A 22,966-nucleotide genomic window follows, 5' to 3' on the forward strand; every position below is an offset into this window, starting at 1 on the left:
ACATGGACGCGCCCCAGACCACGCCTTCGACGGCCGATTTTCTCTCGACCGTCGAGATTCTCTCGCCGTTCTCGCGCGACGAACTCGAACGTCTCGCGGAACACGCGCAGCCGCGCTTCTATTCTTTTGGCGAAACCGTGTGTAACGCGGGCGAGCCGGCAGAAGGTCTCTTTGTGATCCGTTCAGGATCGGTGCGGATCTTTACCGAGGAGCACGGCAAGGAAATCAGCATGGGCGTGCGCAAGGCGGGGGAAATCTTCGCCGATATCGCGATGCTGCGTGCGTATATGCATGAGTCGTCGGTGCGCGCATCGGCGAAGACCGAGTTGCTGTTCATTCCGCGTGGTGCGATCGAGCCTGTTATCGCGGGCAATCAGGCGGCGATGGCATTCATCGCGAGCTATGTCGCGATCAGTTCGGCGGGCGGCTTCGTTGCGCAACTCTTCGATCTGCGCGGCAAGCTGAACAAGGCCGAACTCGAGGAATACGTGCGCAGTGTCGGCGTGAAACGCGTGACGGCCGGCAAGGAAATTCTCAAGCAGGACGGGCGCGATGATCGCCGCCTTTACGTCGTACGTCAGGGCGAGGTGCGGATCGTTCGTAACGAGGACGGCAACGAATACACGCTTGCCACGCTCAAGGAAGGCGAAATCTTCGGTGAGAAGGCCTGCCTGATGCGTCAGGAACAGATGGCTTCGGTGGTGGCGACAACCGATACGCGCCTGCTGGTGATTCCCGAGCGCACGGTCCACTTCATTCTCGATCGCAATCCGAAGCTGCGCGAAGTGCTTGAAGAGCGCATCCGCTATGGCGATCGCGAACTGCAACGCCAGAAGCGCATCGAGCAGCGCCGCAAGCTGCCGCTGATGCTCGACCTTCATACGAAGCCTGAATTCGGCGAGAAGGTCATCAAGCGGTTTGCGCTCGTCGAGCAGGCCGAGGAAATGGACTGCGGCGCGGCGTGTCTTGCGATGGTGTGCCGTCACTACAGTATTCCGATGACGCTTGGCAAGCTGCGCGAACTGGCTAACGTGACGACGCAGGGTGCGACCCTGGACAGCCTTGCGCGTGCCGGCGAATCGCTTGGCTTCACGGCGCGCGGCGTGCAATGCACGTTCGATTCGCTGCGCGGCTTCGACCTGCCGTTCATCGTGCACTGGGAAGGCTATCACTACGTAGTGGTGTACGGCGTATCGAAAGACTACGTGTGGGTTGCCGATCCCGCGCTGGGCTTTCGCAAGCTCACGGTTGAAGACTTCGAGCGCGGCTGGAGCGGGACATGCCTCGTGTTTACCGCCGGCCCGAACCTCGTGCAGATTTCGGCGTCGCGCTCACCGTGGATCCGTTTTGTCGGCTATCTCACGCCGTACAAGAAGATTCTCGCGTACCTGTTCCTCGCGACGTTCGTGATTCAGGTGCTGGGCGTGATTCCGCCGCTCATCATCCAGAACATCCTCGATGGCGTGATCGTCCATCAGAACGTGAGCCTCTTGCATCTGCTGATCGTCGGCTTGATCATCTCGAACGTGTTTTCGCAGTTGATGTCGTCGATCCGTGCGTATCTGGCGAACTTCATGGTGCGCAACATGGACTTCGCGATGATGTCGCAGTTCTTCAAGCACACGATGTCGCTGCCGTTCTCGTTCTTCGCAAAGCGCAAGACCGGCGACATCTTTGCGCGCTTCCAGGAGAACCAGACGATCCGTGCGTTTTTGACCGAATCGACGGTGACCACCGCGCTCAATCTGCTGATGGTGTTCATCTACTTCTCGATCATGTTCTTCTATAACGTGAGGATGACGCTGGTGCTGATCGCGTTCGTGATCCCGATCATGGCGCTCACCGTCATCGCGACGCCAAAGATCAAGAACTATGCGCGCGAATCGTTCACCTCGTCGACCGATTCGAAGTCGTTCCTGATGGAAGCGCTTGCGGGTGTCGAGACGGTCAAGGGCATGGGCATCGAACGGCCGGTGCGTCTGCGCTGGGAAAAGAAATACGCGAAGGCACTTGAAGTGCAGTATCGCGCGCACGCGTTCAGCATTCTCGTCGGCCTTGGCAGCCAGCTGCTGAACGCCGCGACGACCATCGCGATTCTCTGGGTCGGGGCGAATCTCGTGCTCGCACGCGAAATGACGATCGGCCAGCTGATTGCGTTCAACGCGTTCATGGGCAGCGTGCTAAGCCCGCTGATGGGGCTCGTCGGACTGTGGAGCATGTTGAACGACGCAGGCGTCGCGATGGAACGGCTCGGCGACGTGCTCGATATCGAGCCTGAACAGAAGCCGCAGGACCTTGCATCGCGCGTGATGCTGCCCGACCTGCAGGGCGAAATCAGCCTGAACGGTGTGTACTTCCGTTACGGCGACAATGAAAGCGCGTACGTGCTGGAGAACATCAGCTTCGATATCAAGCCGGGCGAACTCGTCGCGATCGTCGGACGCAGCGGCTCGGGCAAGACCACGCTTGCCAAGCTGCTGGTGGGCTTTTACGCGCCGACGGAAGGCAGGATGTCGGTGGATGGCTATGACCTCAATGTGATCGACAAGGCGTATTACCGTGCGCAGATCGGCTACGTGATGCAGAGCAATCTGCTGTTCTCCGGCACGATCGCGGAAAACATCGCGAGCGGCGACGACACGCCAGACCGCCGCCGCATCGAGGAAGTCGCGAAAATGGCCGACGCGCACGCGTTCATCAGCAAGATGCCGCTCGGTTATGAGCAGATTGTCGGCGAGCGCGGCATCGGTTTGTCGGGCGGACAGATCCAGCGCCTGTGCATTGCCCGCGCGCTGTATCACGACCCGCGTCTGCTCGTGTTCGACGAGGCGACATCCGCGCTCGATTCGCAGTCCGAGAGCAATATTCTCGGCAACATGCACGATATCCTGAAGGGACGCACGGCGGTCATCATTGCGCACCGGCTCAGCACGATCATGCGCGCGGACAAGATTCTCGTGCTGTACGAAGGCGCGATCGTGGAACAGGGGCGGCACGAAGAACTCGTGCAACGCAAAGGCATGTACTACCAGCTCGTTCAAAAACAGTTGAGCGCGTGATGCAGATACTCGACCAGCCCGAAGACACCAGCCCCGCGATCTCGTATGCCGCCCTGATCGAGAAGATCGAAATCCTGCGCTCGACGCTGCGCTGGTCGTCGCGGCTCGAACGCGCGGATATCGAGAAGCTGCTGCGTCAGGCGAATACGCTGCGCGACGAAGTCATGCAGATGTCGCACAAGGAGCGCTTCGTGCAGGCGGCGGTGGCCGAGCCGGTGCGCGTCGAGCAGTCGCGTCAGGCGCGGCGCCAGGGCCTGCTTGAACGCAGCTTCATTTTCGAAGGCACGTTCGGCGACAACCCGCGTCTGCTCGAAGCGCTCGAAATCGCGGAGAAAGCCGCGCCGACCGATCTGCCTGTGCTGATCGACGGCGAAAGCGGTACCGGCAAGGAACTGATGGCGAAGGTCATCCACGCGAACGGCAGCCGCCCGGACAAGCCGTATATCTCGGTGAATTGCGGCGCGATTCCCGACAATCTGCTGGAGTCGGAACTGTTCGGCCATCGGCGCGGCGCGTTTACCGGCGCGTCGAGCGATCGCAAGGGGAAATTCGAAAGCGCGCATACGGGCACGATCTTTCTCGACGAAATCGGCGAGTTGCCGCTCGCGGGTCAGGTGAAACTGCTGCGTGTGCTCGAAGCGCACGAAATCCAGCGCGTCGGTTCCGATGAGCCGATTGCCGTCGATACACGCATCGTCGCGGCGACCAATCGCAATCTGCGGCAACTGAGCGAAGAGGGCAGGTTTCGCGAGGACCTGTTCTACCGGTTAAGCGTGATTCACGTCACGCTGCCGCCGCTGCGCGAGCGACGTGACGAAATCCCGCTGCTGTTCTCATGGTTCGCCGACGAAGCCGCGGGTGTGCTCAAGCGCCGGCCGGTTCGTCTCACGCCACGGCTGCGCGATTTTCTGTTGAGCTACGCGTATCCGGGCAATATCCGCGAGTTGCGCAACGTGATGTATCGCATCTCGTGCCTCGCAGGCGACACCGCCGACATGGAGCATCTGCCGGTCGACATGCGGCCCGCAATCACGACGCCAGCAGCGCAGGGCGGCGCGCGTGCGGCAGGCGCAAATGGTGCGAGCGTCGCGAACCTGATGTCGCTCAGCGACGCGAAGCGGGCCGCGAGCGACGAAGCCGAAAAGGCGTTTCTCGAACGCGGTCTTCATGAAGTGGGCGGCACGGTGGCGGAACTTGCGCGGCGCGTCGACATGAACCGCTCGCATCTGCAGATGCTGCTGAAAAAACATGGCCTGCATTCGAAGGATTTTCGCAATCACGCGAGCAAGGAAAGCCGCGACGACAGCGAAGAGAAAGAGGCCGGTTGACGCGTGGAATGAACGCAAAGGGCAGCACCCATCCAGACGCGTTTCAGGGCGCGGGGTTCAGCAACGTCTTGTCGGACACAGCGGGGTCTTCGGCCTGCACGACCACCGCTGTGATGTTGTCGCGACCACCGCGTGCGAGCGCGATTTCCACCAGTTCGTCCGAAGCCCGCAGGCAATCCACCGATGCGAGCGCAACGCGGATTTCCTGGTCGCTCACCTCGTTGCAGAGTCCGTCGCTGCAGAGCAGGAAGATATCGCCGTCGGCGACTTCGATGGCGGCTTCGTCGAGATCGAGCCGGTCGGTCGCGCCGACCGCGCGCGTGATCATGTGCTGCGCTGGGTGATTGCGCGCTTCCTCGTCGGTGATGTGGCCCATCTGGCGCAATTCCTCGACCTGGCTGTGGTCGCGCGTCAACTGTTGTAACTGGCCCTGCCGCAGCAGATAGATCCGGCTGTCGCCGGCCCACAGGTAGCCGCAGAAGCGGTCGCACGCCAGCAGGACGACGACGGTGCTGCCGATGCGCTGCACCTGGCGTCGCGAGGCTTCTTCGCGCAGCTGTCGGTTCGCAACCTGCAGCCGGGTGCGTGCATCCGCGATGAAGCGCTTCATGCTCGCGGGGGGTGCCAGCTGGCTTAGCGTTTCGATGACGAGACGGCTTGCCAGGTCACCCACCGCATGGCCGCCCATGCCGTCGGCGACGGCCCAGCGTCCCAGCCCTGACTGATCGAGGCAGGCGTCTTCGTTGATCTCACGGACGCGTCCCACATCGGAACGCGCCGATGACGTCCATCGAAACAGGCTGGCACAGGTCACGACATTTACACCGCATTGTTTTTGCTGCGAACGTCGGGAGACACATTGATGTTCGAGTTCGAGCCAGTGTTGTTGACGTCGACCGACTGGAACGTGTTGATCATCTGGTTAGCATAGAAGCTGTTCGAGATCTCGTACAGGTTAACGGTCGGGCCGAAGCTCGGCGTTTCGCGAACGTACGGCTGGATCCAGCCATACACCCACGGCGCACCGCCGCCGCCCCGGATCGCAGCCATCGCCTTGCGATCCAGCGCGAGATTCAACGAGAGGTCGTTCACAGTAATGGAAGCCATGTTGGGTCTCCGGTTGGCCGTCTGACACGGCCTGATCAAAAGAAGTCTGAGCCCTTACATGCAAGGGCCGTGCCGAAACTCCCCGCGTCACGTGTGTGTCGCGTAACGCATTGATTGTTAAAAGAATATCGGCGTGCTCGCGCCCTCGATCCACGTCATTTCCCACCTGTCCGTTGGTCCCGCGCCAACAGCGGTCGCCGCATAGCGGTGGCCGACCCAACACCCAGTATGTAAAGACGGGCGCGCGCGCCCTGATTTGAAATGGCGGTTCGTCGCCAACAGTTCGCCAGAAATTGTGTCGGCCCGAGCCATACAACCGGTGTCGCGCCTACCTTGCGAAAACTTGAATATCGATATAAATCAATGGTTTGCGTTACATGGCCCGGTTGATGCGCAACACCCGTCAGAAGTGTTGGCCATCGGGTGCAAGCGCCGCTTGCAGCAACCAGACGAACCAGACGAAATCGGGGCAGCCATGAACAGCAACCAGCAACTGACATGCAGCGAAGGGTGGGGACGGGACCCCATCGTCGTTGCGATGTCGCCGGACCTTCCGCTCAGCACGTACAGCGAACTTCCCCTCGGCGCGCATCTCGTGACCGAACGTCGTGGCTATGAACACCACGGCATCTATGTCGGGGAAGGCCGGGTTGTTCACTATTCGGGATTCGCTACATCGACGCATCGCGGTCCGGTCGAGGAAGTCACGCTGGCGCAGTTTGCTGCCGGGCACGCGGTGATGGTCCGCCCTTATCCGCATGCACGCTACGGCAGCGAAGAAGCGGTGCGCCGCGCCCGCTCCCGTCTCGGCGAAAACCGCTATCGCCTGCTCACCAACAACTGCGAGCACTTCTGCGCGTGGTGCCTGCTTGGCAAGAGCCATAGCGAACAGGTGCAGACCTGCCTCACCCATCCGCGTGCTGGTGTGCGCGCGCTCGTGTGCCTCGTCAAGGCATTCGTCGAAGGCGGCAGAAACGATGCGTATGTCGCGGCCGAGGCCGCTTGATACCGCACCCGGAATCGGAACACGCAAAGGAGACTGTCATGAACGCCGCCGAAAAATCCCTGCACCAGGCCGTCGACAAGTGGCTCGCACCGACGCCCGCCATGCCCGCCCGTGTCACGCGCTTTTGCCACGGCCTCGCGCGTCGCCGGTATGTGTGCGTCGAGGCGCTGCGGCCGGGCGGCCTGCTGTCGATTATCTTTTTCCGGCACGCCGACGGCTCATGGAACGTATTCCCGCCTTCCGATGTCCGACCTGCTATGGACGGCCGCCGGCTCGCCGCATAGGCGCCGGTTTCGATGCAAACTGGCAGGTGGCAGCGCCGCTGGTTGCTCGCCTGCAAGCCTGATTCTGATGTGTGACACTGGCGGCTAGCGTACATACGCCTCGCGCCGTCGCGTGAGAGGGTGACGCGATAAAGGAAACGGCATTGCTACCATGAGAAAGGTCGCTGTCCATGCACTGATCGCGTTCGTCACCGGCGGCACCCTGGTCATGCCGGTGCTGTGCAGCGCCTACGAACTCGATCCGCAGCTCGACTGCAAATCGAACGCGCACGACTTCATCTCGCAACTCCTCAACAGCCAGTACATCGAGCCGAACCCGATGCGCGTCGAGGCGAACTCGATCAACGCATTCCGGCCGATTCACGGCAGCAATCTGACGGCGTTCGGATTTCGCGTGTACGCCGTGCTCGGCTACGAACGCGACGATGCGATCTTCAAGCAGGGGAGCGGCGAGCCGATCAGCGATTCCGCTTACGGCGCCGTGGTGAACGGGCCGGCCGAAACCGTCGAGTCGCGCGTGCGCGAAGCGGGTAGCCAGGCTGTCGTCAAGCAGGTCGTCCCGCTTCTCGTGACCGCGATCCTCTGCGACGGGCGCTAGCGCCCGTCGGCATACCAATCAGGAATGGTGCCTGCCAACGCGCAGGCGCAGATGCCGGAAGCGTTCCTTCTTGTGCTCTTCTTCGAAGTGGGCGATCGTCGGCTTGACGAGATCGCTGCGCGATACGATGCCGACAAGGCGCCGGCTCTCCAGATCCGTCACCACCGCTAGCCGTTCCAGGCCGTGCACCGCGAGGCGCGTTGCGACAACGCGGCAGGTCTCGTCGGCGAGCGCGAATACCGTTGAATGCGTGTGCAGCATGTCGGCAAGCGTCTGGCCGGACGCGTCGCCGGTTTCGGTATCACGCACCCGTTCCAGCATCGCGCGATCCACGACGCCCAATACCGTGCCATCCTCGACCACGGGATACGCACGCCGTGTCTGCGTCGCGCCGAACCATGCCGCAAGCGCTTCGCGCACGGTGAGATGGGCATCGATGGCATCGACCGTGCGGGTCATGACTTCATCCACGTAGTGACGTTCGAGCGGATCGACACCGTACTCACGATAGATGTGATATCCACGACGTGCGATTTTCTCGGTCATGATCGAACGCTTCATGACGACCGTGGCGAATCCGTGCGCGACCAGCGTCGCTGCGAGCAGCGGCAGCAATGCATTGCTGTCGTGCGTCAGGCCGAATGCGAAGACGATGGCGGTCAGCGGTGCGCCAAGCGTGGCGCCGAGCGTCGCCGCCATGCAGATGAGCGGCCACAGCGCCGGTTCGCTTCCCGGCAGCCAGTGCGCGAGCACCGTGCCGAGCCCGGCACCGAGCATCAACAGCGGCGCAAGCACGCCACCCGACGTGCCCGAACCCAGCGCGACGACCCAGATCACGGCCTTCACGACGAGAATCGCGATCGCCACCCGCAACGCGAGGTGCTGGTGCAGCAGATCGCCGATCACGTCATAGCCCACGCCCAGCGCGCGCGGCTCGATCAGCCCGCCAAGACCCACGACGAGACCGCCGATCGCAGGCCACCACATCCAGTGAACCGGCAGACGGCCGAACAGGTCTTCGGTCTTGTAGAGCGCCGTGGACAGGCCGGACGCCAGCGCGCCCGACAGCAGGCCCGCAATGACGCACGAGACAAGTGACCACGCGTCGGGCGGTGCGGTGACGAGCGGAAAGAGCGGCCCCGTGCCGAAGAACGCGGCGCGCGCGAAACCCGCCACGGCGCACGCGAGCGCGACGGGCAGAAAGCTGCGCGGGCGCCATTCGAACAGCAGCAGTTCGACCGCCAGCAGCACGGCCGCGACGGGCGTGCCGAACACCGCTGTCATGCCGGCCGCGGCGCCCGCGACGAGCAGCGTCTTGCGCTCGGCCGACGTCACCTTCACGCATTGCGCGATCAGCGAACCGAGCGCACCGCCCGTCATGATGATCGGACCTTCTGCGCCGAACGGGCCGCCGCTGCCGATCACGATGCCCGACGACAGCGGCTTGAGTATCGCGACTTTCGGCGACATGCGGCTCTTGCCGAAAAGAATCGCTTCGATGGCTTCGGGAATGCCGTGACCGCGGATTTTCGGCGAGCCAAAGCGTGCCATCAAGCCGACGATCAGACCGCCGGCCGCCGGAATCAGGATGACCCACGCACCGAGCGTATTGAGCGCCGGCGAGCGGTCCGCAAACGAAAAGCTGCCGAAGAAAAACAGGTTCGTGAAGAGATGGATCAGGCTCAGCAGCACGTAGGCCGCGAGCGTACTGAGCGCGCCGATGCCGGCTGCGAGCGCGGAAATGCCGGGCAGCCGCCCGTTGATCGAGAAGTCGCGCTTGTGCGTATCGTGTTGCATGGTGATTTACAGATCGATTTGGGGAATCGTGAATGCGCCCTTGAGCGAGCGGAGTTCGGCGCGGTGCAGTTCGGCGAGGCGCGCGAGCACTTTCTCGCCGGCCTTCAGCAGATGAACTTCGACCTGGCGCCGGTCGGTTTCGCTGACCTTGCGCGTCACCAGTTCCAGCGCTTCGCAACGCGAGACCAGCGCAACGACGCCATGGTGTTGCGCCTGCAACCGCTCGGCCAGTTCGCCGACGGTCGCCCAGTCGCGGTCCGGGTAGCCCTTGATATGGAGCAGCAGCAGATACTGCAGCGGCGTGATGCCTTCGCCTTGCGCGGCCTGCTCGGAAAAGCGCTCGAAGCGCCGCATCTGGTAACGAAACTCCGACAGCTGTTCGAAGTCCGACTTCGCCAGCGCGCGTGTGGTCACTTTCATCAGGAATTCGCCCGTCAGTGAAGCAGGTTAAACGGCGAATATATCACAAGATGATATAAAGTCCGCCGTTCGGAAGATCACGCGACCAGGCGTTGCTGAACCTGCGTCTGCCGGTACAGGCCTGCGATCAGGTCGGCCTGCGTGATGATGCCGGTGAGTTGACGTCCCGCGTCCAGCACGGGGATGTGGTGGTGTCCGCGGTCCGCGAAAAGCGGAACCAGGTCGCCGATCGGCGTGCTGGCTTCGACGGCGCAGACTTCCGTGCTCATCACGGTGGCGACGGTCGCGTCAGGGTTCGGCGTGTCGGTGAACCAGCGCGCGGAGAGGCTTTCGGTCGGGCGCCTGCGCCGTCCCGTCGGGTTGCCCGACAGATCGGTACGGGTGACGATGCCGACCACCTGGCGGGCCTCATCGGTGACCGGGAGCGCCTTGATGCCGTGGCGCGTCAGCAGGTGCGTCGCCGTCTTGACCGTGGTGGAAGGCGAAATGCTGATCACACCCTTCGACATCACGTCCTCGCAGGTCGTCGCGCTGAAGGTGCGCGCCCAGGTGCGCATCTCGGCCTCATGCAGCAGCGACTCGAGGTCGTCCGGATCGATGGCGAGCAGTTCGCCGCGCCGGTTGATGACGGCTTCGAGATCGGCGCGCGTGACGCCGCCGCGCGATTCGCTACCGGCTGCCGCTGCGCCCGTCGAAACGTGCGCGGCGTGCGGATAGCGATGTCCGGTGACGGCGTGCCAGACGAGCGCGGCGCACAGCAGCGAGGCCGACTGCATGGCGATCGGTGCGAACACGAAGCCAAATCCGAGTGCATGTACAACCGGGCCGCCCAGCACGGCGGTAAGCGCAACCGCGCCTGAAGGCGGGTGCACGCAGCGCAGCGCGAACATCGCGCAGATCGCAAGCGAAACCGCGAGCGCTGAAGCGATGACCGGATCGGCGATCCAGTGCGCGCAGAACACGCCGACCATCGCCGAAACCAGATTGCCGCCGATGAGCGACCACGGCTGCGCGAGCGGGCTCGACGGCACGGCGAAGAGCAGCACGGCGGAGGCACCCATGGGTGCCACCAGCAGCGGGATCATCGCGAGGGGCCCGACGAGGAAATGCGTGATCATGCCGGTGAACGCGATGCCGAGCAGCGCGCCGATGCAAGCGCGTAGCCGTTCCGGCCAGCGGACCGTGAGGGCGGCGGGGGCGAATCGGGCAAACCACGCGAGCCGCGGGGACGTGGACAGCGTATGGGAGAGGAGCGGGCGGGGCACGGCCTGTCGGGTCGGGTGAAGGTGCCGCCACCTTAAGTGAAACTCAGGAATAAGGGAAAGAACTTGTGCTCATGAATGTATGCCAACGTGATATAAATCGACGGCCGGCGGTGCGGAAAAAGCGGCCGATCCGCACCTGAAAGTGCCAGAAATGCGGGGCAGTCGCGATGTGACGCGCCAGATCTGCACCGCGAATACACCTCACGGGGTGATATATTGCATCATGGAAAACCCGTATGACCCCGGGTTTTCTCTTATCTCCGTGCGTGTCCTGAACGCACTCCAGTGCGCGTTTGCAACAGATGACCTGTTCAGCCGGGCTTGCCGTCCTCACGCGGGCGGCACAGCGGCAGCGCGTACGCCATGACGTAGATCCCGAATCCCACGATCCAGCAGAGCCCCGCCGCCGTGATCCAGAAGAGGAAGAACTGCGGCGCGATGAGCGGTCCGAACACCCGGAGCGTCGAGCCCGCCATGACGAGCGTATAGCTCGCGATATCGCGGCGGTCGGCGGCGAGCGGCTTGCCGGTGTGTCCACGCGCGGTGCGCGTGATCATGGCGATGATCGCGCCACCGATGGCGCCTGCCGTGAACGCATGCACGGCTAGCGTGTGCGGCACGTCGCCGGCTGCGCTCAGCACGAGAAGCGCGAAGCCGACCGGAATCCACGCGTACGCGAGATGCAGGATCAGCAGGATCGGCGGCCGGCGCACCGCATACGAGCGCCATGCCACCATTCGCGCGGCGTGGACGGCACACGCTAGCACCGCCAGCGTGGCGACGACGAAAGGGTTCACCTGCGCGGCATCCGCGAACAGCGCCAGCAGCGTGACGGGCGACACGGCGAGTTCGACTGGCCGCCAGCGGCGCGACACAAAACCGGGAATGGCGTTGGCGGTGAACATGGGTACGACGCGTCCGGCGATCACGCTGACGAGCAGCACGACGATGCCGATGGACGCCACGACGCAGCGCAGCGCAAAATCCGCAGCGCCTGCGAGCGTGAAGTAATGAAAGAGCGCGTTCAGCAGCCCGAACAGCAGCAGCACGGGCACGAGAAAATAGTTACGCCGGTTACCCGCACGGCGCAGTGTGCGCAGCAGCAATAGCGCGGCAGCGGGTAGAAACAGGCTGTCGATCACGGCCGCGGGCACGGCCGGTCCGCTCCATACCAGCACGCGCGCGGCGAGCCACGTCGCGACGAGCAGCGCGAGCGTGACCCCGCGTGCAGTCGTCATGCCGGTCCACGCGCGTACGGCCGTCAGCAGAAACCCCGCGATGATCGCCGCGGCGAAGCCGAACACCATTTCGTGTGCATGCCACGCGACCGGATTGAGCTTCAGCAGATAGCCGCCTGTGAAAGGCACGCCGCGCAGCACGAGAAGCCACACCGCCAGCGCCACCGCGGCGCACGCTGCACCGCCCAGGTAGAGCGGCCGGAAGCCCAGATTGAAGAGCGCGAAGCGATGCGACGGCTGCCGCTCGGGCGGCGCGACAAAGGTCTGGCGTGGCTCTGCGATTTTCATGCTGGTCCCGCGTGGTCTGGTTTACTGCCCGAAGGTATCGATGCCTGCAAACCAGTATGCGATGCATGCGCGCGGAATGCATCGCAGGGGCGGGAAAAATAGCCGGGATTGTTCTGTCGTGAAGACGTCAAGGCAATGATTTGCCGGGGAAAATTCAGGGCGAGACGCGCGTGGCAAGAGCGCGCAGGCTATCCGCGGCGGGCACGTTCGCACGTGCCCGCCGTGCACGGTCACCGCATCAGACGAACGGCAGCGACATTGCCGCGAGCCTCGGTTCCATCAGCGGCGCGAGCGCGTCCGCGATGCGGTTGCCTTGCGCTTTGCTCACCATCCTCGCGAGCAGCGTGTGAAAGCGCGGCTCCCGTATGCCGGAGACGATGTTGCTGCGCTGCACGATCAGGCTGGCGACCGTGACGCTATCCGGTTGCACGCTTCTTGCGTGGAGTGCGCCGCGATACCCGCTGGTTTCGAGGAGACATGCCACCGTGATCCGATTGCCTGAAATGCCGTGCCCGATCTGGAAAACGCGCATCGTCGCCGCTCTGCTGTGCATGTGCGCGGCGGCGCTGCCGTTCGAAGCGCTTGCGCAATCCGCAGGCGTTGCGGGCACGATCGCCATTCCCGACTGCACACTGATCGACGACAACGCCGTCTACAACGATGCCGACGTGAACCGCGTCCAGCAACTGCGCGTCACGATGATCAGCGACCAGTTACGCAGCGCGTTGCGCGACCGCGGCCTCTACCGCGTCGCGGACAACGCGCCTGCGGCGGCCCTGATTGCGTCGTTGCAGTCCGCGCAGGACCTCAACGCGTGCAACGGATGCGAACGCGAAGTGGGGCGCCGGCTGAACGCCGGGCGCGTTGGCGTGTGCTGGGTGCAGAAGATCAGTAACCTGATCCTGAACATCAACCTGCGGATCGAAGACGTGCAAACGGGCGCGACCGTCTTTCAGCGCTCTGTCGACATACGCGGCAATACCGATCTGTCGTGGCAGCGCGGCGTGATCGCGCTGGTGGACCTACTGGCGCGAGAGCAGCAGTAGCGGCGCACAACAGCATCGCGGGCGCGCGGAATTCGGGAAATTCTCCCGCCCGGTTGCATTGCCAGACAAAGGGCGGATGGGCTAACTTGAGGATCGGGCTTCAGGTCAGACTCACCCTGCGGGCCGCAGCGATTCCCGAAGTCCGCACGTCAACAGAAAGCCGGAGACAATCATGCGTTTCACAAGAACGGCGGTGCATCTCGCGCTCCTGTCCACGTCTGGAGCGATCGCCTCGGGCGCGGGCACGGTGCAGGCCGCGACGCCCGTGGCCTACGTGACGAGCGAGACCGCCGGCGTCGGCGTTATCGATCTCGACCAGATGACGCTCTCGAACACCATCTCGCTCGGCGACGATGGCCCACGCGGACTCAGCCTGACTGCGGACGGCAAACATCTGCTGGTCGCGAACAAGAAGACCGGCGATCTCGCGGAAATCGATACCGCGACCGGCAAGGTCGAACGCCGCGCGAAGATCGGCAAGAACCCCGAGTTCGTGCGCGTACATCGCGGCTTCGCATACGTGACGTATGAACCCGGCGAGAACGGACCGCCGCCAGGCACGCCGGGTGCCGCGGGCGCATCGGCTGCGGCAGGCGGCGGCGAGCAGCACGGACCCGGCGGCAAGGACGACGATGATGCGAACTCGCCGCCCGCGGAAATCGCAATCGTCGACCTGAAGACACTGAAAGTGGTGCGCTCGGTGAAGAGCGGCCATGAAACGGAAGGCGTCGAGTTTTCGCCGGACGGCAAGCTGCTGCTCGTGACGAACGAAGGCGACGATACGGTGTCGGTGTATCGCGTCGGCAGCGGGGCGCCCGTGCGGAGCATCAAGGTGCCCAAAGGTTCGCGGCCGCGCGGCATTCGCGCTACACCGGATGGAAAGCAGTATGTCGTCACGCTGGAAAACACCAACAAGTTCGTCGTGCTCGATGGCGCGAGCCTGAAAACCGTGAAGACGGTCGATACGAAGCTGGGTCCCTACGGCGTCGCGTTCGATCCGTCGGGAAAGCATCTGCTTGTGGCGGCTTCGCGCGACAAGACGCTTCAGGTGTTCGACGCGAAGACTTACGAGCACATCAGCGATGCGCCCGTGGGCCAGCGGTGCTGGCACTTCAGTTTCACGCCGGACGGCTCGAAAGTGCTGCTTGCCTGTGGACGCTCGAACGCGGTGTACGTGCTCGACGCTTCGAACTATCAGACGGTCAAGCAGATCTCCGACCTGCCGCTCGCGTGGGGCATCGTCACGTATCCGGCCAGCTCAGGTTCGATCGAATCGCATTGAGCATCATGAAGTCGGGCAGCATCGATATGCCCGGATGACAAAAGACCGCGAACATTCGTCGCGGTCTTTTGCATTCGCGGCCACGACCGCCCGCGTCAATCCCACGCGTACCGCATCCCAACCCAGAAGCCGCGTGGCGCGCCGAGACCGAGGAACTGTTCGTTGACCGGATTCGCGCCGTCGAACGTGTGATTCGGTCCGTTGAAGAAATTCTCGCCGACGATGCCGAACGTCGAATACTTCTTGTCGAGCAGGTTCTTGATGCTGGCGAAAATCTGGAATTTCTTCGTCACGTTGTACGTCGTATCGAGATCGATCAGGAAGTAGCCCGGAATCTTGCCGTTCACATCCTGATTGTCTTCGTCGCCACGTGCGAAGATGCTGCCGCGATACGTCAGGTTCGTGCCGATGTTCCACTTCGCGAACGGCGTGTAGTCGATGCGCAGCTTGACGGTATTGGCCGGAATGCCCGGGATCCTGTCACCGGATTTGACGGTGATATTGCCGTCGGCGTCCGCGCTCGAATTGCTCGAGCTGTTCTCGGTCCACGTCGAGCGATACGTTGCGTCCACGTAGGCGTAGCTCGCGGTAAACGCGACGGGACCGTATTGCGTGCGGCCTGCGAGTTCAAGCCCTTGTCGGCGCGTCTTGCCGACGTTCTGGAAAAACCCGAGCGTGCTCGCTGCGCCATTGCTGCTGACGAACTGGATGTCGTTATCGAGCGTCGTGGAGTAGATCGCCGCGCTCCACGAGCTCGCGCTGCCGATGCGGCCGCGCGCGCCGATTTCGAACGTCTTCGAGATCACCGGCTGGAGATTCGGATCGGCGATGAAGTCGTTAGGCAGGGAGCAGGGCGCAGCCGGATCGGCGCAGGCAAGCTCGATTGCAGTCGGCGAGCGCATGCCTTCGTTATACGTCGCGTACGCCGTGAAATACGACGTGGGGTTCCAGTTGACGCCGATCGCCGGGTTAAAGCGCGAGAACGTATGGTTGCCGTCGAGCAGAGGCTGGATGCCGCTATCGTCGGAGATCACGGCTTTCGCCCAGTTGTAGCGTCCCGCCAGTGTCATCGACCACTGTTCCGTGAACGCCAGCGTGTTCTCGAAGTAGACACCGTACGTCTGGTTGCGCGTCTTCGCGTCGGTCTGCGGCGAAAAATCGCCGATGCCGATGGTCGCGCGCGAGTCGGTGAAAAACGCGTCCTGCGACTGCTGCGTGAAATGCGAGTTCGCGAAATCGGCGGCTGCGCCCAGCACGAGCTGGTTGTCCATGCCCGCCAGCCGGTTCAGCAACGTGAGCTGCAGGGTGGCGCCGTAACTGTCGGTGACGATCACCGACTGGTCGTTGGTCGCCTGGATCGTGTCGATGTCGCCGTCGTCGTCGACGGTGCCGAAGTCGTCGTTGACGTTACTGCTGGTGTTCCTGTTTCGATAATGCCGGTAGTAGACGTTGCCGCTCAGTTCGATGTTCGGCGTGAAGTAGTGTTCGCCGGAAAGCGTCAGATAGCCGACACTGTTTTCATTGGTATCCGGATACGTATACGCCTGGGCGCGATTGTCGAGGAACGATTTCGGAATCGTCTGCGAGCCGTTCAACGTATTGTCGGCGCCGCCCATCGAGAGCGATATCGTGTTGTCCGAGTCGTGATAACGCAGCTTGCCGAACGCCTGGCGCAACTGGCTCGAATTGTGATCGGCCCAGCCGTTGTCGTTCGTGATGTTGGCCGTGAAGTAGTAATCGAGGTTCGAGCCGATCGCGCCACCCTGTTCGATCTGCGCGACCTTGCGGCCAAACGAGCCGAAACTGACTTCGGCGTTGCCGCCGGGGTTCGTGTTGCCGTTCTTCGTCGTGACCGAGATGGCGCCGCCGAGCGTATTCAGACCGAAGGCCGGGTTGGAGCCCGGAATCAGCTGGATCGTGCTGATCGCGGCCTGCGGAATCAGATCCCAGTTCACCACGTCGCCGAACGGTTCGTTGATGCGCACGCCGTCGAGAAAGACCGAGAGCCCCTGCGGCGTTCCGAGCAGCGGCGACGCGGTAAATCCGCGATACGTGATGTCGGCCTGCGACGGGTTGCCCTGCGCATCGTTGATGAAGACACCTGGCAGGTTCGCCGCGAAATAATCGCCGAGCGTGACCGGATGCTGCTTTTCGATGTCGCGTCCGCGGACGGTCTGCACGTTCGCGGGCACCCGTTCAAGCGGCGTGCCGACACCGACGAGCGGCGTTGTGCCGATCACGAGGATCGGCGGCAGTTCCTGCACGGCGGCCTGCGTAGCCGGGGCCGCGGGTTCGGGCGCGGTGGCGCCGGTCGTGGCGTCCTGCGCGGCGGCCGCGACGGTGACGCTTGCGAGCGCACTGCCAAAACACAGGCGCAGCGCAGCACGGGGTTTGAACGGATGCGCCCGGGGCAGCTCGTGCGGCATGCTCTTCATCGTTGTCTCCTGCCGGTACATTCGCTATCGTTGTCGGTGTGGTGGTTCACCTGTCGCCGGTGGTCCGGCGTACACAAGGGTCCCGGGGACGGGACCTTACGGATAGCGTCGCACAGGGCAGTGCCGCATGGCTCGGGAAGTTCTCCCGATCGTGGTGGGAAGTGTTCCTGAACGTCGTATTTGTTGTGCGCGCATGCAATTGCGGCGGGTACGCTGCACAAACCAGGCAGACCAGGCTTCGTGATGCCAACCAGATCCTATCCTTCTCCCGCTGCAGGCAAGGCCGTTGCGCGGCACTCAACGGTGCGACGCGATCTCGCGTGCGTCGTTGCGATCACCGTGATCGCAGCGGTTCTCTGCGCGACGTTCGATTTCGGCGAACGCTTCTATCGCTGGACGCGCGGCGCCGAGCGCTTCCAGGTCGACGAACTGCCGCCCACGCTCTTCGTGCTGGCAAGCGGCCTTGCGTGGTTCGCGTGGCGCCGCTACCGCGAGTCGCAGCGCGAACTGGTCCTGCGCCGCGAACTGGAAGAGGAGGCTGAACGGCTACTCGCCGACAATCGCCGGCTGGCAAGCCAGGGCATCGATACGCAGGAAAACGAGCGACGTCACCTCGCCCGCGAACTGCATGACGAACTCGGCCAGTACCTGAACTCGATTTCACTCGACGCCGCGCGTATTCGCGATCTGGCGGCGCCCCGCGAGCCGGAGATCCACCGGATTTCTCTCGCGGTGATACAAAGCGCGCATCACGTGTATCGCGAGATTGGCGGGATGATCCGCCGGCTGCGCCCGATCGGGCTTGACGAATTCGGCTTGCCGGGCGCGCTGGAACATTGCGTCGACGGCTGGCGGGAACGTCTTCCGGATGCTTCTTTCACGTTGACGGTGGAAGGCGATTTCTCCACGCTCAGTGACGCGCAGAACATCACGCTCTACCGGCTCGTGCAGGAAGGGCTCACGAATATCTCGAAGTTTGCGCGTAACGCACGCGTGGAGATCTATCTGGTGCGCACGGCGGGCGAGCGCGGCGAGATCGTCGTTACGATGGCCGACGACGGGCCGGGCGTCGATCTCTCGATACCGCGCAAAGGGCTCGGGCTCATCGGCATGCGCGAGCGCGTCGAGGCGCTCGGCGGCGAGTTTCACATCGCAAGCGAGCCGGGCAGCGGCTTTCTTTTTTGCGCGCGCGTGCCGGCTCAGGCAAGCCCCGTCGCGCCGAATGCGGCCGGCGAACCCGCAGGCGCCGCGGCGAATTCCGAAAAATGAAGGCCGAGGCGGTTCGCCATCTGCGCGAGCTGCACGCCGTTGTCCGCGCCGAATTTCTGCCTGATCACCGATTGATGGTTCGCCACGGTCTTCTGGCTGAGGCCGAGGCGCTCGGCGATACTGGGCAGCGTGTAGCCCTGCACGAGCAGACGCAGCACCTCGAATTCACGCGCCGATAGCTGCCTTCCGGGCGGCCCTTCCTGGAACGACGTACGCAGCGCCAGCGCCTGCGAGACATCCGCGCTCAGATAGCAGACGCGCCGCGCGACCGAGCGTACCGCTTCCACCAGCACATCCGGCGCGCTCGCCTTCGTCACGTATCCGCGCGCGCCGGCATCGAGCGCGCGTCGCACGAAGAGCGTCTCCTCATGCACGCTGAAGATCAGCACATGCGCGTCGGGCTCGCGCGCGAGCATGCGCCGCATCGCCTCGATCCCGCTTGCGCCAGGCAGCGCGAGGTCCATCACGACGACATCCGGCTGCAACGCGCAGAACCGTTGATAGGCCTGCGCGGCGTCGGCCGCTTCGCCCGCGACCCGCACATCGGGGCTCAGTTCGAGCAGCCGCCGGTAGCCTTCGCGGACCACGGCGTGATCGTCTACCAGCAGGACGGAGATGGGGGCGGTTGTCATGTGCGCTCTCCTCGACTGATCGCTTGATCTTGATCTTGCGCTTGCGGGCGGCTGTCGCCTGTTGCAGCGAGCCGCCGCGAATTGGCGTCGTTGCGAAACAGTATCGGCTGCTCCTTCGCAGGTTGCTGCTCTGGCGTGCGTGTTGCGGCTGCCCGCACGACCTGCACGACGTGTTCGTGTTCCGGCGACTTGTCGCAGACGGGATCGGCGTTCGCCGGGTCGCCCGTCAACAGATACGCCTGACACCGGCAGCCGCCGAGATCGCGTTCCTTTTCGTCGCAGCTGCGGCACGGCTCTTTCATCCAGCCGAAGCCACGGAAGCGATTGAACGCATCGCTCTCGTACCAGATCTCGCGCAGCGGCGTTTCGGTGACGTTCGGAAACGTGAGGCCGGGCAGCGAGCGCGCCGTGTGGCACGGCAGCGCCGCGCCATCCGGCGCGATGCCGAGGAACACCGCGCCCCAGCCGTTCATGCAGCGCTTTGGACGCGTTTCGAAGTAATCCGGCACCACGAAGAAAATCTTGCAGCGCTCGCCGATTTCCTTGCGATAGCGGTTCACGACGGCTTCCGCTTCCTGCAGCTGCTCAGCCGTCGGCATCAGTTGCGCGCGGTTCGTATGCGCCCAGCCGTAGTACTGCGTGTTCGCGAGTTCCAGGTATTCGGCGCCCATCGCGAGCGCCATGTCGATGATCCTGTCGACGTGCGGCAGGTTGAAGCGATGCAGCACGCAGTTGAGCACCATCGGAAAGCCGTGCGCCTTGATCGATGCGGCTACCCGTTTCTTGAGATCGAACGTGCGCGTGCTGCTCAGGAAGTCGTTGAGTTCCTGCGTCGAATCCTGAAACGACAGCTGGATGTGATCGAGGCCCGCCGCTTTCAGCGCGTCGAGACGCGCGTCCGTGAGACCGATGCCCGACGTGATCAGGTTCGTATAGAAGCCCAGTTGACGGGCTTCGCCAACCAGCACTTCGAGATCCTCGCGCAGGAGCGGCTCGCCGCCGGAAAAACCGAGTTGCGCGGCACCGAGCGCCCGCGCTTCGCGCAGCACGTCGATCCACTGCGCGGTGGTGAGCTCGCGCGAATGATCGGTGTAGTTCGTCGGGTTGTAGCAGAACACACAATGCAGCGGGCAGCGATACGTCAGCTCCGCGAGCAGCCAGAGCGGCGGTGCGATCGCATCCGGCTTCGCTTCAGTCTGCGTGTTCGGGTCGGGACGGGAGAGGTCGGTCATGCTGTCTATTCCAGCCAGCCGCGCGTCTGGGCGTGGTCGACGAAGGTCTGCACGTCGGGCGCGAGGCCTGTTGCGTTGAACGCCTGTTCGAGGTCCGCGACGAGCGCCGGTAGATCGCGCGTGCCGTCACAGCGCAGCAGGATCTGCGCCGCGCTCGGGTTCAGCTTCACCATGCCTTCGGGGTAGAGCAGCACGTGCGCATCCTGCGCCGGTTCCCACTGCAGGCGGAACAGGCTCTTCAACCGCGGGCGCCATGCGCTGCCGGCCGCCTGCGTGCTGTTTTCCGGGGAAGTGTTGTCGTTCATGTCGGGAAGGCCCTCTCGATGGCATCCAGCATGGTCCACAGGATGTCGAGCTTGAACTGCAGAATGTCCAGCGCACGCTCCTGCTGCTCGCGTGTCCTGAAGTAGTCGAGCGTGACAGCAAGGCCGTGCTCCACGTCGCGCTGCGCGAGCGAGATACGTGAGCGGAAATACGTGAGGCCCGCAGGCTCGATCCACGGATAGTGCCCGGGCCACGTCGCGAGCCGGTCGCGATGGATCTGCGGCGCGAAAATCTCCGTGAGCGACGAACACACCGATTCCTGCCACGGCGCGCGGCGCGCGAAGTTCACGTACGCGTCCACGGCGAAACGCACGCCGGGCGCCACATGTTCGAGCGACCAGAGTTCGTCACGCGTGAGGCCGACCGCGTCGCCGAGACGCGCCCACGTTTCGATGCCGCCTTCGTCGTCGCCGTAACCGTCGTGATCGAGCACGCGCAGCACCCAGCGGCGCCGCGTTTCGCGATCCGGGCAGTTCGACAGGATCGCGGCGTCTTTCAGCGGAATGTTGATCTGGTAGTAGAAGCGGTTCGCCACCCAGCCGCGAATCTGTTCATGCGAGCAGCCGCCGCTGTTCATCTTGACGTTGAACGGATGATGAATGTGATAACCCGCGCCTTTGGCGCGCAACTGTGCTTCGAATTCCTCGCGCGACCAGGCGTGTTTCGAATCGCCGGCCTGCGCGGGTTCAACGTTGCTGCGAGGAGGGAAGGGCAATGTATTCACCTGCGGGTCTCCATCAGTCGGGTTCACGTCAACATGCGTCAGAGCTCGAAGGCCATGCCGTCGCTGGCGACCTCGATGCCGTGTTCAGCCAGCACACGGCGCTCGGGGCCATCCTCGACAAGAATCGGGTTCGTGTTGTTGATATGGATCAGCACCTTGCGCATGCCCGGACGGTCGATCGAATCCAGCACCTCGATCATGCCGCCCGCGCCGGTCTGCGCGAGATGGCCCATATCGGCAGCGGTTTTCTTCGAGAGGCCAAGCTGGATCATCTCGTCGTTGGTCCAGCAGGTGCCGTCGACGAGCAGCAGATCCGCACGCTGCATCGCCGCCATCACGTGTGGCTCGATGGCGCCGAGGCCGGGCGCATAGAACGCCCGTTTGCCCGAATGCGCATCGACGAACGACAGGCCGATGTTGTCGCCCCGTTGCGGCGCCTCACGATGCGGCGAATAGGGCGGCGCCTTGCTTGAGAGCGCCAGCGCTTCGATACGCACACCGGGCAGCGCGGGAATCGTGAGCGGCTCGCCATCGAACGGCACGCCATGCCGCTCCACGCCGCAGTAGTGCGACAGGATCGATGTGACGGGAAAGCCACTGCTCAGGTCCTGCCACACGACATCGGTCGTATAGAGCGGCAGCGGTGTATCGCGCTCGCGCAGCATCAGAAGACCCGTGACGTGGTCGATCTGTGCGTCCATCGTCAGCACGGCCGCGATGCCACTGTCGCGCGCGCGGCGCGCCGGCTGGAGTTCGCGATGCGCGGCGATCTGCGTCAGGATGTCCGGCGAAGCATTCACCAGCAGCCAGTCTTCGCCGTTCGCGCTGACGATAATCGACGACTGCGTGCGCGGCGTCGCCTTCAGCGTGCCGCGACGTACGCCGTCGCAATTGCGGCAGTTGCAGTTCCACTGCGGAAAGCCGCCGCCCGCCGAAGATCCGAGTACGCGGATTTTCATCGCGTGTCTCCGAAAAACGGCGGCGTGACCGTGAAAAACAGGGCGACGCTCATGGCAGCATCCTCGCGAGCAAACCATCGCGGTCGATCAGCTGATGCTTGAGTGCACCGGCGATATGCAGCGCAATCAGCGCGATCATGATCCATGCGCAGACCTCATGAATACCGAAGAAGAAGCTCCTCAATCCCTTGTCATCCCAGCCCCATTTGGGCAGCAGGATGCCCCAGAAGCGCGTGCCGTATGAATTGAACGACGAGCCGAGATAGCCCGTCAGCGGCATCACGATCATTCCCACATATAAAAGAACCTGCGTAATGCGCGCGGCGGCGCGTTGCCACGCTCGCATCGGCGGCAGGGCCGGTCGTCCGACGGCCATGCGCACCACAATGCGGATCAGCACCAGCAGGAAAACGGTCATTCCCAGCGACTTGTGGAAGTTGATCAGTGTCGCCTTGAACGGCAGCCCTTTCGGCAGGCCCACCATGTACAGGCCGACGCCCAGCATCCCGATGATGATGAGCGCGATCAGCCAGTGCAGGACGATCAGCGACGGCGCAAAGCGTGGCCCGCGTGCGTGGGCGTCCGGAGCGCTCCGGGTCGCACCTGGCGTCTGCGCAGTGTTCATGCCTGCCTCCTTTTCCCTGTCGCGGGCGATTCTTCCAGACAGCATGTC

The 22,966-nt window shown here is 63.5% G+C and carries 22 protein-coding genes; 8 read left to right on the top strand and 14 right to left on the bottom strand.

Annotation, left to right across the window (positions count from 1 at the left end):
- Positions 1 to 2 precede the first annotated feature (2 nt).
- Entirely contained in the window at positions 3 to 3,059 is a 3,057-nt protein-coding gene (locus LPA36_RS12405; protein WP_228876854.1) for a peptidase domain-containing ABC transporter, read from the top strand.
- A complete protein-coding gene (locus LPA36_RS12410; RefSeq protein ID WP_228876855.1) occupies positions 3,056 to 4,387 on the top strand; it encodes a sigma-54 interaction domain-containing protein in 1,332 nt (443 codons plus the stop codon). The genes LPA36_RS12405 and LPA36_RS12410 overlap by 4 nt, the downstream gene beginning before the upstream one ends.
- A 43-nt stretch (positions 4,388 to 4,430) precedes the next feature.
- Here the strand turns inward: LPA36_RS12410 and LPA36_RS12415 are convergent, their stop codons facing one another.
- Complete coding sequence (locus LPA36_RS12415; RefSeq protein ID WP_228876857.1) at positions 4,431 to 5,201, bottom strand: PP2C family protein-serine/threonine phosphatase; 771 nt, start codon at positions 5,199 to 5,201, stop codon at positions 4,431 to 4,433.
- Positions 5,202 to 5,206: 5 nt separating this feature from the next.
- The gene (locus LPA36_RS12420) at positions 5,207 to 5,494 is read right to left on the bottom strand and encodes a hypothetical protein (RefSeq protein ID WP_228876859.1); all 288 of its coding nucleotides are present in this window, start codon (positions 5,492 to 5,494) and stop codon (positions 5,207 to 5,209) included.
- A gap of 475 nt (positions 5,495 to 5,969) precedes the next feature.
- Between LPA36_RS12420 and LPA36_RS12425 the strand changes: the two genes are divergently transcribed.
- The 3 genes from LPA36_RS12425 to LPA36_RS12435 all read left to right on the top strand — a co-directional run bounded on the left by LPA36_RS12425 (position 5,970) and on the right by LPA36_RS12435 (position 7,382).
- Entirely contained in the window at positions 5,970 to 6,500 is a 531-nt protein-coding gene (locus LPA36_RS12425; RefSeq protein WP_407674267.1) for a lecithin retinol acyltransferase family protein, read from the top strand.
- Positions 6,501 to 6,538: 38 nt separating this feature from the next.
- A complete protein-coding gene (locus LPA36_RS12430; protein WP_228876860.1) occupies positions 6,539 to 6,784 on the top strand; it encodes a hypothetical protein in 246 nt (81 codons plus the stop codon).
- 151 nt (positions 6,785 to 6,935) lie between these two features.
- Positions 6,936 to 7,382 (top strand): hypothetical protein, encoded by a 447-nt coding sequence (locus LPA36_RS12435; RefSeq protein ID WP_228876862.1) that lies wholly within the window; start codon positions 6,936 to 6,938, stop codon positions 7,380 to 7,382.
- Between the two features lie 18 nt (positions 7,383 to 7,400).
- On the opposite strand, the gene LPA36_RS12440 is transcribed toward LPA36_RS12435, so the two are convergent.
- The 5 genes from LPA36_RS12440 to LPA36_RS12460 form a co-directional block, all read right to left on the bottom strand.
- Positions 7,401 to 9,179 carry a chloride channel protein gene (locus tag LPA36_RS12440; RefSeq protein ID WP_228876863.1) on the bottom strand — a complete coding sequence of 593 codons (1,779 nt, stop codon included), beginning with the start codon at positions 9,177 to 9,179 and terminating at the stop codon, positions 7,401 to 7,403.
- Positions 9,180 to 9,185: 6 nt separating this feature from the next.
- On the bottom strand, positions 9,186 to 9,599 hold the full coding sequence (locus LPA36_RS12445; RefSeq protein ID WP_228876865.1) for a MarR family winged helix-turn-helix transcriptional regulator: 414 nt from the start codon (positions 9,597 to 9,599) through the stop codon (positions 9,186 to 9,188).
- 77 nt (positions 9,600 to 9,676) lie between these two features.
- Entirely contained in the window at positions 9,677 to 10,837 is a 1,161-nt protein-coding gene (locus LPA36_RS12450) for an HPP family protein (protein WP_228877494.1), read from the bottom strand.
- A 338-nt stretch (positions 10,838 to 11,175) separates the two neighbouring features.
- Entirely contained in the window at positions 11,176 to 12,390 is a 1,215-nt protein-coding gene (locus LPA36_RS12455) for an NnrS family protein (protein ID WP_228876866.1), read from the bottom strand.
- Between the two features lie 238 nt (positions 12,391 to 12,628).
- On the bottom strand, positions 12,629 to 12,874 hold the full coding sequence (locus tag LPA36_RS12460) for a hypothetical protein (RefSeq protein WP_228876867.1): 246 nt from the start codon (positions 12,872 to 12,874) through the stop codon (positions 12,629 to 12,631).
- A 1-nt stretch (position 12,875) separates the two neighbouring features.
- On the opposite strand from LPA36_RS12460, the gene LPA36_RS12465 reads away from it, so the two are divergent.
- Together LPA36_RS12465 and LPA36_RS12470 are read left to right on the top strand one after the other, a co-directional pair.
- On the top strand, positions 12,876 to 13,436 hold the full coding sequence (locus LPA36_RS12465; RefSeq protein ID WP_324250934.1) for a DUF3280 domain-containing protein: 561 nt from the start codon (positions 12,876 to 12,878) through the stop codon (positions 13,434 to 13,436).
- Between the two features lie 172 nt (positions 13,437 to 13,608).
- Complete coding sequence (locus LPA36_RS12470; protein WP_228876868.1) at positions 13,609 to 14,718, top strand: beta-propeller fold lactonase family protein; 1,110 nt, start codon at positions 13,609 to 13,611, stop codon at positions 14,716 to 14,718.
- A 95-nt stretch (positions 14,719 to 14,813) separates the two neighbouring features.
- Here the strand turns inward: LPA36_RS12470 and LPA36_RS12475 are convergent, their stop codons facing one another.
- Positions 14,814 to 17,153 carry a TonB-dependent receptor gene (locus LPA36_RS12475; RefSeq protein WP_228876869.1) on the bottom strand — a complete coding sequence of 780 codons (2,340 nt, stop codon included), beginning with the start codon at positions 17,151 to 17,153 and terminating at the stop codon, positions 14,814 to 14,816.
- Positions 17,154 to 17,396: 243 nt separating this feature from the next.
- Between LPA36_RS12475 and LPA36_RS12480 the strand changes: the two genes are divergently transcribed.
- Complete coding sequence (locus tag LPA36_RS12480; protein ID WP_228876871.1) at positions 17,397 to 18,422, top strand: histidine kinase; 1,026 nt, start codon at positions 17,397 to 17,399, stop codon at positions 18,420 to 18,422.
- Here LPA36_RS12480 and LPA36_RS12485 read toward each other — a convergent pair.
- The 6 genes from LPA36_RS12485 to LPA36_RS12510 are packed head-to-tail and all read right to left on the bottom strand — an operon-like array spanning position 18,353 to position 22,918.
- Entirely contained in the window at positions 18,353 to 19,054 is a 702-nt protein-coding gene (locus LPA36_RS12485) for a response regulator (RefSeq protein WP_228876873.1), read from the bottom strand. The genes LPA36_RS12480 and LPA36_RS12485 overlap by 70 nt on opposite strands.
- Positions 19,051 to 20,286 (bottom strand): pyrroloquinoline quinone biosynthesis protein PqqE, encoded by a 1,236-nt coding sequence (gene pqqE / locus LPA36_RS12490; protein ID WP_228876874.1) that lies wholly within the window; start codon positions 20,284 to 20,286, stop codon positions 19,051 to 19,053. The genes LPA36_RS12485 and pqqE overlap by 4 nt, the downstream gene beginning before the upstream one ends.
- A gap of 5 nt (positions 20,287 to 20,291) precedes the next feature.
- Positions 20,292 to 20,591, bottom strand: a complete 300-nt coding sequence (gene pqqD, locus LPA36_RS12495; protein WP_228876875.1) for a pyrroloquinoline quinone biosynthesis peptide chaperone PqqD — start codon at positions 20,589 to 20,591, stop codon at positions 20,292 to 20,294.
- Positions 20,588 to 21,325 carry a pyrroloquinoline-quinone synthase PqqC gene (pqqC, locus tag LPA36_RS12500; RefSeq protein WP_228877499.1) on the bottom strand — a complete coding sequence of 246 codons (738 nt, stop codon included), beginning with the start codon at positions 21,323 to 21,325 and terminating at the stop codon, positions 20,588 to 20,590. Before pqqC ends, pqqD begins: the two co-directional genes overlap by 4 nt.
- A 47-nt stretch (positions 21,326 to 21,372) precedes the next feature.
- Entirely contained in the window at positions 21,373 to 22,293 is a 921-nt protein-coding gene (pqqB, locus tag LPA36_RS12505) for a pyrroloquinoline quinone biosynthesis protein PqqB (protein ID WP_228876876.1), read from the bottom strand.
- A 49-nt stretch (positions 22,294 to 22,342) separates the two neighbouring features.
- On the bottom strand, positions 22,343 to 22,918 hold the full coding sequence (locus LPA36_RS12510) for a cytochrome b (protein ID WP_228876877.1): 576 nt from the start codon (positions 22,916 to 22,918) through the stop codon (positions 22,343 to 22,345).
- Positions 22,919 to 22,966 lie beyond the last annotated feature (48 nt).

The sequence above is a fragment of the Paraburkholderia saeva genome, from assembly GCF_907164555.1.
Classification (GTDB): domain Bacteria; phylum Pseudomonadota; class Gammaproteobacteria; order Burkholderiales; family Burkholderiaceae; genus Paraburkholderia; species Paraburkholderia saeva.

Bases quoted from the DNA above. Each gene is read 5' to 3' on its own strand.
- LPA36_RS12405 (WP_228876854.1), top strand. From the start codon at position 3: ATGGACGCGCCCCAGACCACGCCTTCGACGGCCGATTTTCTCTCGACC.
- LPA36_RS12420 (WP_228876859.1), bottom strand. From the start codon at position 5,494: ATGGCTTCCATTACTGTGAACGACCTCTCGTTGAATCTCGCGCTGGAT.
- LPA36_RS12425 (WP_407674267.1), top strand. From the start codon at position 5,970: ATGAACAGCAACCAGCAACTGACATGCAGCGAAGGGTGGGGACGGGAC.
- LPA36_RS12430 (WP_228876860.1), top strand. From the start codon at position 6,539: ATGAACGCCGCCGAAAAATCCCTGCACCAGGCCGTCGACAAGTGGCTC.
- LPA36_RS12435 (WP_228876862.1), top strand. From the start codon at position 6,936: ATGAGAAAGGTCGCTGTCCATGCACTGATCGCGTTCGTCACCGGCGGC.
- LPA36_RS12440 (WP_228876863.1), bottom strand. From the start codon at position 9,179: ATGCAACACGATACGCACAAGCGCGACTTCTCGATCAACGGGCGGCTG.
- LPA36_RS12445 (WP_228876865.1), bottom strand. From the start codon at position 9,599: ATGAAAGTGACCACACGCGCGCTGGCGAAGTCGGACTTCGAACAGCTG.
- LPA36_RS12455 (WP_228876866.1), bottom strand. From the start codon at position 12,390: ATGAAAATCGCAGAGCCACGCCAGACCTTTGTCGCGCCGCCCGAGCGG.
- LPA36_RS12470 (WP_228876868.1), top strand. From the start codon at position 13,609: ATGCGTTTCACAAGAACGGCGGTGCATCTCGCGCTCCTGTCCACGTCT.
- LPA36_RS12475 (WP_228876869.1), bottom strand. From the start codon at position 17,153: ATGAAGAGCATGCCGCACGAGCTGCCCCGGGCGCATCCGTTCAAACCC.
- LPA36_RS12480 (WP_228876871.1), top strand. From the start codon at position 17,397: ATGCCAACCAGATCCTATCCTTCTCCCGCTGCAGGCAAGGCCGTTGCG.
- LPA36_RS12485 (WP_228876873.1), bottom strand. From the start codon at position 19,054: ATGACAACCGCCCCCATCTCCGTCCTGCTGGTAGACGATCACGCCGTG.
- pqqE (WP_228876874.1), bottom strand. From the start codon at position 20,286: ATGACCGACCTCTCCCGTCCCGACCCGAACACGCAGACTGAAGCGAAG.
- pqqD (WP_228876875.1), bottom strand. From the start codon at position 20,591: ATGAACGACAACACTTCCCCGGAAAACAGCACGCAGGCGGCCGGCAGC.
- pqqB (WP_228876876.1), bottom strand. From the start codon at position 22,293: ATGAAAATCCGCGTACTCGGATCTTCGGCGGGCGGCGGCTTTCCGCAG.
- LPA36_RS12510 (WP_228876877.1), bottom strand. From the start codon at position 22,918: ATGAACACTGCGCAGACGCCAGGTGCGACCCGGAGCGCTCCGGACGCC.